General features: G+C 44.1%; 7 protein-coding genes. All 7 read left to right on the forward strand.

Annotated features, from left to right (window positions below; translation table 11 throughout):
• Nucleotides 1-22 precede the first annotated feature (22 nt).
• The 7 genes from gshAB (at nt 23) to B9Y93_RS06240 (ending at nt 12,379) form a co-directional block, all read left to right on the forward strand.
• Nucleotides 23-2,362 carry a bifunctional glutamate--cysteine ligase GshA/glutathione synthetase GshB gene (gshAB, locus tag B9Y93_RS06210; protein WP_085493436.1) on the forward strand — a complete coding sequence of 780 codons (2,340 nt, stop codon included), beginning with the start codon at nt 23-25 and terminating at the stop codon, nt 2,360-2,362.
• 168 nt (nt 2,363-2,530) lie between these two features.
• Nucleotides 2,531-3,457 carry a poly(ethylene terephthalate) hydrolase family protein gene (locus B9Y93_RS06215; RefSeq protein ID WP_085493437.1) on the forward strand — a complete coding sequence of 309 codons (927 nt, stop codon included), beginning with the start codon at nt 2,531-2,533 and terminating at the stop codon, nt 3,455-3,457.
• 211 nt (nt 3,458-3,668) lie between these two features.
• Complete coding sequence (locus B9Y93_RS06220) at nt 3,669-4,256, forward strand: TetR/AcrR family transcriptional regulator (protein WP_085493438.1); 588 nt, start codon at nt 3,669-3,671, stop codon at nt 4,254-4,256.
• Between the two features lie 20 nt (nt 4,257-4,276).
• A complete protein-coding gene (locus B9Y93_RS06225; protein WP_085493439.1) occupies nt 4,277-8,167 on the forward strand; it encodes an S-layer homology domain-containing protein in 3,891 nt (1,296 codons plus the stop codon).
• A gap of 317 nt (nt 8,168-8,484) precedes the next feature.
• The gene (locus tag B9Y93_RS06230; protein ID WP_085493440.1) at nt 8,485-8,943 is read left to right on the forward strand and encodes a cupin domain-containing protein; all 459 of its coding nucleotides are present in this window, start codon (nt 8,485-8,487) and stop codon (nt 8,941-8,943) included.
• Nucleotides 8,944-9,191: 248 nt separating this feature from the next.
• Nucleotides 9,192-10,022 carry a helix-turn-helix domain-containing protein gene (locus B9Y93_RS06235; protein ID WP_085493441.1) on the forward strand — a complete coding sequence of 277 codons (831 nt, stop codon included), beginning with the start codon at nt 9,192-9,194 and terminating at the stop codon, nt 10,020-10,022.
• Nucleotides 10,023-10,075: 53 nt separating this feature from the next.
• Nucleotides 10,076-12,379, forward strand: a complete 2,304-nt coding sequence (locus B9Y93_RS06240) for a pyruvate formate lyase family protein (RefSeq protein WP_085493442.1) — start codon at nt 10,076-10,078, stop codon at nt 12,377-12,379.
• Nucleotides 12,380-12,381: the final 2 nt, after the last annotated feature.

Raw genomic sequence — 12,381 nt, forward strand, 5'->3', positions numbered from 1 at the left:
AGGGAGAAGGAAGGTTCAACATATGAATTTGTTAAATCGTGAGTTCATGCAACAGCTGAACGACCATTCGTTAAATGTGGATTTGTTCCTGGGGCACTTTGGCTTGGAAAAAGAGAATGTCAGGGTAGACCACAAGGGGAGATTGGCGCTAAGTCCACACCCTAAAGCGTTTGGGAGCAAGACGGAGAATCCTTATATTCAAACCGATTTTTCGGAGAGCCAGATTGAGATGATTACCCCAGCCTTTCACTCGATTGGAGAGGCCTATCGGTTCATGGAAGCTCTACAGGATATTGTTTCTTTAGAACTCGATGGGGAGTACTTGTGGCCAAGCAGCAATCCTCCAATTTTACCTGACGAAGAAGAAATCCCTATTGCTAAGATGAATGATCCTGTTGCGGATGTATACCGTAATGAATTAGCAGATAAATATGGCCGCAAAAGACAACTGCTAAGTGGCATCCATTATAATTTCTCATTTGATGATCGGTTCTTGCGCAGGCTGCACGACACACTAGGGCAAGGTGAAGCCTACAAGGACTTCAAGGATGCCGTCTACTTTAAGATCGCACGCAACTTGCTTCGGTACCGCTGGCTGCTCATTTATCTAACAGGCGCTAGTCCCGTTTTTGATAAAACCTATATCGATAAGTGCGTGTCATTAGGGCATTCGGATGATAGTAAGAGCTACTACTTTCCCAATATGAACTCGCTTCGCAATAGTGTATGCGGCTATCGAAATGACAAACCAATCTATGTATCCTTTGATTCAACTAGCGACTATGTACAGAATCTGAATGCGTTGATTCAGCAGGACGATTTGTTAAGCATAAAGGAATTCTACAGCCCGGTTCGGTTAAAAACAGCCAAAGGGTTAAATCCATTGCAAGAACTCCTAGAAGATGGGGTGGTATACTTGGAGCTGCGCTTGATTGATCTCAATCCCCTACATAAGATTGGGATCAGTAAAGACACAATGCATGTTATCCATCTCTTTATTCTGTTTATGCTGCTCAAGGAAGATGAGCCCTTTGCTACTGAAGATCAGATCATAGCAGACCTCAATCACGATCAGATGATAGCGAAGGGTCTTGAAGGGATGCTACACGATTCCAGAGGCTCTCAGGTCATGATGAAGGAGATGGCTCTGACTTGTATCCGGGAGATGCAAGAAATGGTGCAACTCTTGCATCCTTACGGGGAAGCGCTATTGCATATCTTGGATGGAGAGAAAGAGAAGATTCTACATCCTGAGTTAGGATTTGCCCACCAGATTAAGGCGCATATTCAAAAGTCCACGTATATGAACTATCATCTGGCTAAAGCCAAGGCGTATGCCGAGGAGAGCGTAAAAAATGGCTATCGCTTTGTTGGATATGAAGATCTCGAGCTCTCGACGCAACTGCTTCTTAAGGCAGCGGTAAAACGAGGCATTACATTCAAAGTGATTGACCGAGATGAGAACTTTGTGGTCCTTATGAAGGGGGATCACAAGGAATATGTAAAGCAGGCGACGAAGACGTCGCTTGATTCCTATAGCACCGTATTAATCATGGAGAATAAGATTGTGACGAAGGAGGTCCTTAAAGAGCGCGGCATTCGCGTTCCGAACGGGGATGCGTTTCGGAGTCTGGAAGAAGCAATGGCCGCGTATGAGCGGTATCATGACAAAGCCATCGTCATTAAACCAAAGTCTACTAACTTTGGACTGGGAATCACCATCTTTAATCGTGCATTCTCAAAAGAGGACTATCAACAAGCATTTGAGATTGCGTTTAAGCACGATCAGACGGTTCTGCTTGAAGCATTTATGACAGGCAAGGAATATCGTTTCCTCGTCATGGGGGAAGAGGTCGTAGGGGTGCTGCATCGCGTGCCGGCTAATGTCGAGGGTGATGGAGTCCATACAATTGAGCAGCTCGTCCATGAAAAGAACAAAGATCCCCTTCGGGGGCGCGGCTATAAGACGCCTTTAGAGAAGATCCAGCTAGGCGAAGCGGAAGACATGTTTTTGAAAATCCACAATCATCATTGGGGAGAGATCCCTTCAAAGGGCGAAATCATTTACCTGAGAGAGAACTCCAATATTAGTACGGGCGGAGATAGCCTTGACTATACTGATGATATCCCATCGAGCTATAAGGCATTGGCTGTTGAATCAGCTAAAGCGGCTGGAGCTACTTTCTGTGGTGTAGACATGATGATTGAGGATATTACGTCTGAAGCATCCCATTCTAATTACAGCATCATAGAGATCAACTTTAACCCGGCCATTCATATCCACTGCTATCCATACAAGGGAAAGAACCGCAAGGCGGATGAGAAGATTCTCGACCTGCTGTTTGGAGAACAACTCGACTGACTACCGTGACCGTATAGATAAAGCAAGATGAGGTCGAGGTCTTAGAACCCTCTTTCTATAGGGAACTAATGAAACATAACGACATCTTTCACGTATACCTCTTTTAGTTACATATTTTAACTGAGGAAACGATAGAGAAACCTGTAGACTATCGTAGAGGTCACGTGTATGTTGGCTATGAACAAACGAAAGTGGATATTAGGGTTGTCAGCTTTGGTCCTTATCCTTGCAATTCCAATCACAGTATTCTTGCAAATCATCATTCATTCTCATGTACCAGAACTTGCAGAAGGAAGCATTGAGCAGCGGTATGCACAGCAAGGAAGCTATCAGGTAAAGGTAGAAGAGGTTAAGAGTGCGAGCGGTGAGGCTTTATTTAGAATTTACTACCCAGCCTTTCAAGGAGATGAATCGTATCCTATTATTTCTTGGGGGAATGGAACAGATGCCACGCCAGATCGTTATGATGAGCTCTTCACTCATCTTGCTAGCTGGGGATTCATTGTCATCGATTCCTACAGCAAGACAACAGGAACAGGCAAAGAAATTATGGAGGCTATTGAGTACTTGAGCAATGAAAACCAACGAGAAAGCAGCTTGTTTTATCAAAAAATAAAAGTGGAACAGATCGGCGCAGCCGGACATTCTCAAGGCTCTACTGGAGTCATTAATGCTCATACCAACTATACAAACGGATCGTTGGTTAAGACGGTTGTTTCCATCGCTCTCCCGGACTTGAAGCATTGTGATCCAGAAGATGTGTACGATACAGCCCGTATTACCGTTCCTTTCTTCGTTATGGGCGGTACACGAGATTTTCTAATCTCACCGGTATCAACGAATCAATCAGCCTTGCACCGTACGAACGCAAGCACGCCTGTTATGATGGGGATGGCCAAAGGTGCGGCTCATACCGCGATTGAAGGGAATGGCGGCAATCATAGAGGGTACTTGACGGCTTGGATGAGATATTGGCTGCTTGATGATCAGGAAGCGATGAAGGCATTTCTTGGGGATAGTTCTGAGATGATGCATAATGACAATTGGGTGGACGTTATGCAAGCTAACATGGGTGACAATAATTTCATACATTAATAACAAAAAAAAACGGCATATATGCCGTTTTTTCTGTTTATCTAAGGAGACAGCCTACTGTCGGGCTTGTTCAAAGGGCCTAGTATACTTGGAAAAGAAATGACACTTCAAAAAGTATGTTTGATTGTCAATCAATTCCTTGACGTAAGCAGGGGAGATCATATTATAATACTTAATAGTAATATAACACGATTGAGGGAGATTGACTGTTATGGGGCAGAGAGGCAGAAAAAAGGGAGCGAGCGGTGAACAAAGCCGAGCATTGATGCTAAATATTGCTGTAGATGAATTCGCCTTGCAGGGTTACCATGAGACGAAAGTAAGCAGCATCGTCAAGAAGGCCGGGGTTACGCAGCCGACCTTCTATCTTTATTTCGAGAATAAAGAATCCTTGTTTCAAGAATTGATAGATTTATTTCGCTCCAAGTTGAAGGATTTCACCCAGAAGAGCCGCCTTGAACCAGGTATCGCAAAAGAATGCGTTCATCAAAGAATCGAGGAGGGACTTACACCGTTCTTTCGATTTTTTAAAGAAGAGCCTAATTTAGCTCGTATTGGATTTCTTATCGCTCCACAAGCTGAAGAAATTAAACATCAGCTGGCCGATGATATTCGTTTGAATCTGATATCAGAGCAGCAGGCGGGCTATTTTCGTGAAGACCTGGATATTGGCATCGCAGCAGATTGTATCGTCGGCATGATGGAGCGCTTTATTATGACTCAAAGGCCTCTCAATCAGCAACCAGAGGTTTTAGCGGGTGAGGTTGTTCGCCTTTTCTTATACGGAATGAAAAATTAGTGCTAAGGAGACATTGCTTTATGATGGCAGCAAGAAATGTGAAAGTTGTTTTTAAAATATGGCTCGTTTTTATCGTTATTTTCGCAGCTGTTCCACTTTCATTCACTCAGGCCAGTGCTATTTCCAATGGCTCGAAACCTTCCGTTCTCACAATAGGAGAGCTTCCGATAGGATCGAAGCTCCGCGACAGTTCAACTTGGGACTTTTTTACGGCTTCGATGAACGGTACGGATTTTGCTGAGGACGATAAACGAGTACATAAGACCGCCCCGATTACTTGGATTCTTGTTGTTCGAGATGCTTACACACCTGGCACAAGCATGTTTTTATCAAAGGAAATTATAGCTGTGTTCGAAGGCAATCACACCCCTAATTACAATGATTTAGGAGGACCCGAGCAATGGTTAAACAATAGATTCCGTTTTGCTATGTCTCAATCGTTTCAAGATGCCATCATCCCATCGTCAACAGATCCTCACGAACAATATGACCTCTTGAATCATAACTATTTTTTCAATTTGTCTGCGCCCGAGACGGGTGATTTTACGGATAAAAACCCATATGCTGAAGTCAAGGTGGTTCCACCAGAATATGTTACATCCGCATCGTTCAATGCAACCTATTATATGACGCGAACATCATGGCCCTACTTAAACCTTCCTAAAATGTTGAATAGCCAGACAGGAAAGATAGACCCAGTCGACCCCATACAAAAAGGAATCCGCCCTGCTGTGAATCTAAATTCCAACACGTTGGTGGCGGGGCCGTATACAGATCCAACCGATGGCGAGAGTTACTATATTTTGGTCGACGGAAATTACCGAGGTACAGCAGCTCTGGAATCGCCAGAGATGAGCGTGGGACAGGTGGTAAATGTCAGATTCGAGATTATGAAAGGCAACGCCACTATTGATAAGGATTACCAAAAGGCAGTCGATATTACGATCAGCGGCTATAGTCCCGCTCCTGATGGAACGATTGGCACATTTGCAGGCATGTCGCTTACGGGTCAACAGTCAACGGTTTCGGTACAGTTTGTCGATGGAGTTGCAATGGTGCCGCTCAGTTTACATGCAGCCCAAGAGCAAACCCTTCATTTTCATATCAACGGACTATTGTTGCCTGATGTGGAGCTTATTGTGCAACCAACGGCTCATGCGGAATACAACGTAACGATCGTTCAACAGCCGAGGGGACCTCTTGAAGAAGGAGGCGGACAACTGGACGTTCAGCCGATCCTGCAGGTTATCGACAAGTACGGCAATCCGTTAACAGGGGAGATGGTACACGCCATCGAGAAATCGAATTCAGGTAATTGGACTTTGGCGGGCAATGGGCCCATCATGGTTGATGAACAGGGAATGGCTGCTTTTACAGCTCTTCTGGCTACGAATGAGAGCACGACGCAAGATGTGGAGCAAGCCGTCATTGAATTTGTACTAGCCGGTGTGAGCGTTGCAGAAAGCGCTCCATTTCGCATAAAAAAAGATAGCGGCAAAATCATCACACAAATGCGACCAGTTCCCTACGTTGCAGATAATCCTGTTATGGATGATAAGGGCGGCAAGTTTAAAAAAATAGATTCAAACTTATACATTACAAAAGAATCTTATATGGACTTATTATTCGAGTTAAGAAAACCGGAGCAGGTCGATATCTATGTCAATGGAGAAAAACGAGCGAGCGGGAAAAAGATCAATTCTATTTTTCAGGTAGTTGAAGGCAACTTGTTATCTTTTGATTCAGTTGATCCCCTTCTTGATATTTATAAACTCCGAATCCGCCAGCAACCTGTGCTAAGTTCTAAGGACGAAATCAAGATTGTTGCGAGGTCTGGTGCGATTGGTGCGAATACGGATACAGAATCGATTGAATTTGTCCAAGCTCCAACCAGGATTACATTGAATACTCCGCAACTGCTTAAATCATATTCGAGGGTTACGTTCACAGGGAACATGGATGTAGCGGCTAAACTGCCGATTGGAATTACGACTTCTGATGGATATATCGAGTCTATCATCAGTCACAATGACGGAAACTTCTCTATAGAATTTATAGCTCCTTTTGTACCGGGCATGATGAGTCTAATGGTGGCAACACCCGGGATGGAGCAAAATGTAGAGACGGTGAAAAACATCGTGATCTATGAATCGTTAAAAATGGTCCCACCCTATACGTGCGAGGGAACAGTCGAATCGGCCTTGACTTGCCAACTGACAGCGTTAGGCGGATATGGCGAGCGAACCTGGTCCATCATCTCGGGCGATTTGCCATCCGGCGTAACATTAGATCCACGAACTGGACTCCTATCCGGCGTTCCCGAATCAGCAGGGACTTATATAGCTGAAATAGAGGTATCCGATAGTACAATCGAGAAGGCGAACGTAACGGTAACGATGATGATTAAGCCGCAGCAGCCCGATCCAGACATCGAAGCCCCGACATGGCCCAATGACAGTGAACTGATAGCTTGGGATGTGACGCAAACGAGTACGAAGCTGTCGTGGCCAAGTGCTACGGATAATGTCGGTGTGACCGACTACCGAATCTACGTTGATGGCAAAGCGTTTACGACGGTTAGCAATAGCGTATATGCAGCTACCGTCACTGGATTAATGGCCAATACGCATTACACGTTTAAAGTCATGGCATTCGATGCAGAGGGGAACGAAAGCGTGGGATTGACTGCATTGGTCAAGACGCTGCCGCAGCAGCCTGAGTCAGACATCGAAGCCCCTACATGGCCCAATGATAGTGAACTGATAGCTTCGGATGTGACGCAATCGAGTGCTAAGCTGTCGTGGCCAAGCGCTGCAGATAATGTCGGTGTGACCGACTACCGAATCTACGTTGATGACAAAGCGTTTATGACGGTCAGCAGCAGCGTATACGCAGCTACTGTCACTGGATTAACAGCCAATACGCATTATACGTTTAAAGTCACGGCACATGACGCAGCGGGTAACGAGAGCGCGCCGATCAGCAAGCAAGCAACAACAGCCCGATCTTCGAGTGGAGGAAGTGGTTCTCAAGGGGGTTACGTGTTATCCAGCAACGCCGATCTCGAAGAATTGCACGTATGGGATGAGGATAAGAGGCTGGAGCTTAGTCCATCTTTTGCTGCTGATACGACAAGCTATGCTGCTCGAACACAAGCCGAACAAGTCAGAATTGCAGTAAAGCCGGCGCGTTCTGCAGCGAAGGTGTTGTTGAATGGTAAGGTGATCACAGACAGCACTATGGCACATCTAGAGGAAGGCGACAATATGCTGGTGTTGATCGTACAGGCGGAGAACGGAAGCAAGAAGGAGTATACGTTGAACATTCATCGTGAAATACCCAAGCCATCTGAACCGACAATTCATTTCACCGACATCGCTGGACACTGGGCGAAAAGCGACATCAAACGCGCCGCCGCAAAAGGCTTTGTTAGCGGTTATCCGAACGGAACGTTCCAACCGAATCATCCTATTACTCGCTCGGAAGTTACCGTCATGTTGGCAGGTGCTTTGAAGTTGGACTCGAAAGGCACCGCGCCTGCCGCCTTCACCGATATCGATCAGATCGGCACCTGGGCGAAGCAAGCGATCACTCAGGCGGTACAGACGGGAATTATCTACGGTTACAAAGATGGGAGCTTCCGACCAAATTCTCAGCTCACCCGAGCAGAAATGGCCGTCATGATCGCCCGGGCGCTAAAGTTACAACCCAACATCAATGCATCGACTGGCTTTGCTGACGACGAATCAATTCCACAATGGGCAAAAGGCGCGATAGAAGCAGTTCATGCACGTAGCATCATGAATGGCCGTGGCCAGAACCGTTTTGAACCGAATGAAAGGGCAACACGAGTGGAAACGACGGTCATCCTGCTACGAATGCTCGATTACCTCGAATATAAGGAAGATTAATGGTATCTATTCGCATTAACGCTGGAAATGTTCACAAAATAGTTTGGGTTTATCTATTGTAAATAGCGAAGTAGAAGATAAACTAGAAGAGAGCATGCAATTTGAAATTATAACGTGTGGAACAGCCGTTTCATTCGCGTTTAAACTGTATAGACGACTACAAAGGCGTAGTCTTACTCAAGCAAAGAGGCTTAAGGTTATAGCATTCCTACTTCGATAGGAAGAGGTATAACTTTAGGCCTCTTTGCGTTTGCGCTGCTCATTTATAGGAAAAATGGATCTATAAAACTGCACCTAAGAATTAGAGGAGGGTACCCATGAGTATCGATAAAAAAATGATTGAAGATATGGTTCGTCAAATCATCTTGGAAAAAGTAGGGACTGAAGCCATTGAACAGAATGTTCATCGAGGTCCTGGAGGGATTACTTCTATTAAAGTTCCTAATATGAAAGTAACAGAAAAGGATCGTCTCGATACAGGCAACCCTAACGATATCGTCTATACTAAAGATCTGTTTTCACTGCAGGAAAGTCCAAGACTGGGCTGCGGCATCATGGAAATGAAGGAAACAACCTTTGACTGGACACTTAACTATGATGAAATTGACTATGTGATTGAGGGACATCTGGACGTTATCATTGATGGTACAAAGGTGTCAGCCGGTCCAGGTGAAGTGATCCTAATTCCAAAAGAAAGCAAGATTCAATTCTCCGTGCCGGAGTATGCACGATTTATCTATGTAACCTATCCGGCTAACTGGGCAGAACAAGCGTAACGCTCACGTATGCTCACCTATCTTTTTGCCCAGCTTATCTAGCTGAGTTATCAAGCTATCAAACAAGCAATGGGGATGCGCATATCGCGTGTCCCCTTTTGCGTGTTATAATCTTTCAATCCAATTTACTATTGTCAAAGATGAAGCGGGTGGAATTCGCATCATTTTTCATGATCAATCTACTAATAGGTGCATCACAGATATCGGTCCTAGTCTCCTCAAGGTAATGATCAGGGGGTGAAGCAGCAATGGGCAACAAGCTGGAATTCAAAGACTTTGTACAAAACAAAAGAAAATACTATATAGCAGACTTGGAGTTGCTCGAAGATGCGGGTAATATTGCCCATACGCATGATTTTTATGAGTTTTATGTGGTGTTGAAGGGGCAATTCAAAGAATATTTCAATGAAGAAAAACTGATCGTCGATAAAAACACCGTGCATGTGATCCGTCCACAAGATACGCACTATTTAACGAGTACCAATCAATATGATCGAAATATAATTCGAAATATCGCGATTGAAAAACAGTACTTTGAACAGTGTTTAAACGAGGTAGGCATCGAAGATTGCGAGAGTATTTTTTGCTGTTTTAAATTAGATGAAATCGCGTACCAAAACTATCAAACTAAAACCAATTTGTTGCTGCAATTAAATAATACCGAGCAGACGAATCATTTCCTTTTTCAAAATATACTGCACGACATTTTTATTTGCGGTCTGATCCAAAGACGCAATGAGGATGAACGCATTCCAAAGTGGCTCCAATTCGCATACAACGAGTTTTCAAAGGATGCACATTATATTGATGGTTTAAACAAGCTCATTGAACTATCTGGGAAATCACAAGAGCATTTCACTCGTGAGTTCAAAAAACATTATGGCATAACCCCCTCGGAGCATATTAACAACCTAAGGCTTCAGCACGCGGCAATATTATTAAAAACATCCAATGAAAAAATAATCGATATTGTTTATGAATGCGGATTTCGAAATCTCTCCTACTTCAATCGACTCTTCAAAGAAAAGTATCTCATCAGTCCTCGTGAGTATCGTGACCTCAACAAGAAATGTTTTTGAAAATATCAATATAGTATTATATCGTCAAGATAAAGTTAGAAAAAGAAGATAGAATGAAGCATCATAAGAGCATCTTAAAGAACAGAGGTGCTCTTACCATGTTTAAAGAGAACAGACCATTTCAACGAGAATTGAGATTCACTAAGGCATATCAACAACATATGAGCAGTGATAAGGCGATTCGTGAATATGAATGCCTAAAGGAACAAATTCCGCAAAGCTATCGCACGCTGAATAATAAAGAGAAAGATATGTTTGCCGGAAGAATTGAAGACGCTTTAATCGGATTCTATCCTATCTTTGCCGGAAGCGATGAACTTGATAAAACAGCCTATTGCATCAACGAACATAAATGCCAGACCTTGCTTGCGAACATGCAGGCTGAAGGCATCTACGAGGAAGCGTATTTGAATGAAATCAGAGACATGATCTCATTTTGGCAAGAAGAGAATACGGTAACCAAAACCAGAAGAAGACTGACCCCGGAACTGGAACAGGCTTTAACGGGTGACAACTACAATACCGAGATTGGGGCTTGTTACCCGCTCTATCGTATCGCAGGAATTCATTTGGATGCCAAAAAGCTATTTCGTTATGGGCTAAATGGTTTAATGGAGCTTCTCGATCAGAAGATTATCGATAAACCGGAAAGTGAACCGCTTTACCGGGCAATGATTGGCACATTGGAGCTGCTCCAAGAGGTGTGTCAGCTATATGTTGATGAGATGGATGTGCTGATCTCTGAATGCCAAAGCGAAGAGAGAACACAAGAATTGCTGTTGATGAAGCAGTCTCTGATGAACATCAGAGTACAGCGGCCGCAAACCCTGCATGAAGCGATCCAACTGCTGACCATCTATATGTTGTCCAACGGTACACGGGAGATCGGACGCCTGGATGATTACTTATGCGAGTTCTATGTAAATGACCTTAAAAATGGAACGATTACAAGAGAGTTTGCCGTGAGGATGGTTGTTGATTTCTTCGGAATAATTGAAGAAGAATTTACGCGTGATACAAGAGCCATCATCGGTGGATTCGGCCGAGAGAACGAACAGGCAGCCGATGAATTTGCACTCGTTGTGTTGGATGCCCTTGAAGCAAGACCTTATAATTATCAGCCCCAAGTAAGCTTGCGTTACTATAAAGCAATGGACCAAAGATTATATGACCGCTCTTTAGATATTCTAGCCAAAGGCCGTACTTTCCCCATTCTATATAACGATGATGTGAATATTAAATCGGTTATGAATGCGATGGAAGTATCTCAAGACATGGCTGAGCAATATGCTTTCTTTGGCTGCGGAGAATATATGCTTGCTTGTAAAAGCATAGGCACGCCCAATGCATTGATTAACTTGGCAAAAGTATTGGAGCTCACATTAAATAATGGCATTGATCCCTTAACAGGCAAGAAAATCGGCTTGGAAACAGGCGAGATGACAGATGATATGACCTTTGATGATATCATGACGCGATATCAAACACAGGTTGATTATTTTGCAGATGCAGCCGGTTCGTTTAAAGAGCTGGTGTATGATGTGTGCAGTGAAGAAAGCTCTTTCTTGCTGGCGAGCATCCTTTATGATGATTGCATTCATCGTGGGAAGGCGATCTTTGACGGCGGAATAGAGCACTTGGGCGGAACCGTTGAAACCTATGGAAATATCACCGTCTCAGATAGCCTATGTGCGATTAAACAAGTCGTGTTTGACCAGAAGAAATTTACAATGACACATCTTCTTAACATGTTAAAGGCTGATTTTGTTGGCTATGAAGCAGAGCAAAAAGCATTATTAGAAGCACAAAAATTCGGAAATGATTATGACGAAGCAGACGACCTTGCAGTGAGAGCACATGAAGGCATCTGTCATGCCGTGAAACGGCAAAAAGAACGTACGCGGTTAGATTCTTTGCTTGTTGTCGTCATTAACAACAGCATGAATGTTGGGATGGGTAATGCAACCGGCGCCACTCCTGACGGCAGAAAAGCACATGTATATTTATCAAATGCCAATGGTGCATACAACTGTTGTGACAAAGAGGGCATCACCGCACTCATGAAATCCATGACGAAGCTGGATACATCCATCCATGCCGGAGCCAACCAAAACTTTAAATTCTCAACGGATCTGTTTCGCGAGAGAGCGAAAATTAAAATGCTGCTGGGCGGTTTCTTTGCACTAGGCGGACAACAAACCAATATCTCTGTTGTCAATCAAAAAGATTTGGAGGATGCACTCATTCACCCTGAGAATCACGAAAACTTAATCGTCCGTGTGGGGGGCTATACGGCTCGCTTTGTGCAGCTGGATGCCAAGACACAACAAGAGATACTGGCTAGAACGGCCTATTAACA

Source organism: Paenibacillus aquistagni (assembly GCF_900177815.1).
Lineage (GTDB): Bacteria > Bacillota > Bacilli > Paenibacillales > Paenibacillaceae > Paenibacillus_B > Paenibacillus_B aquistagni.

Excerpts from the sequence above, each read along its gene's own strand:
- gshAB (WP_085493436.1), top strand. The coding sequence starts at position 23 with ATGAATTTGTTAAATCGTGAGTTCATGCAACAGCTGAACGACCATTCG.
- B9Y93_RS06230 (WP_085493440.1), top strand. The coding sequence starts at position 8,485 with ATGAGTATCGATAAAAAAATGATTGAAGATATGGTTCGTCAAATCATC.
- B9Y93_RS06240 (WP_085493442.1), top strand. The coding sequence starts at position 10,076 with ATGAAGCATCATAAGAGCATCTTAAAGAACAGAGGTGCTCTTACCATG.
- B9Y93_RS06215 (WP_085493437.1), top strand. The coding sequence starts at position 2,531 with ATGTTGGCTATGAACAAACGAAAGTGGATATTAGGGTTGTCAGCTTTG.
- B9Y93_RS06225 (WP_085493439.1), top strand. The coding sequence starts at position 4,277 with ATGATGGCAGCAAGAAATGTGAAAGTTGTTTTTAAAATATGGCTCGTT.
- B9Y93_RS06220 (WP_085493438.1), top strand. The coding sequence starts at position 3,669 with ATGGGGCAGAGAGGCAGAAAAAAGGGAGCGAGCGGTGAACAAAGCCGA.
- B9Y93_RS06235 (WP_085493441.1), top strand. The coding sequence starts at position 9,192 with ATGGGCAACAAGCTGGAATTCAAAGACTTTGTACAAAACAAAAGAAAA.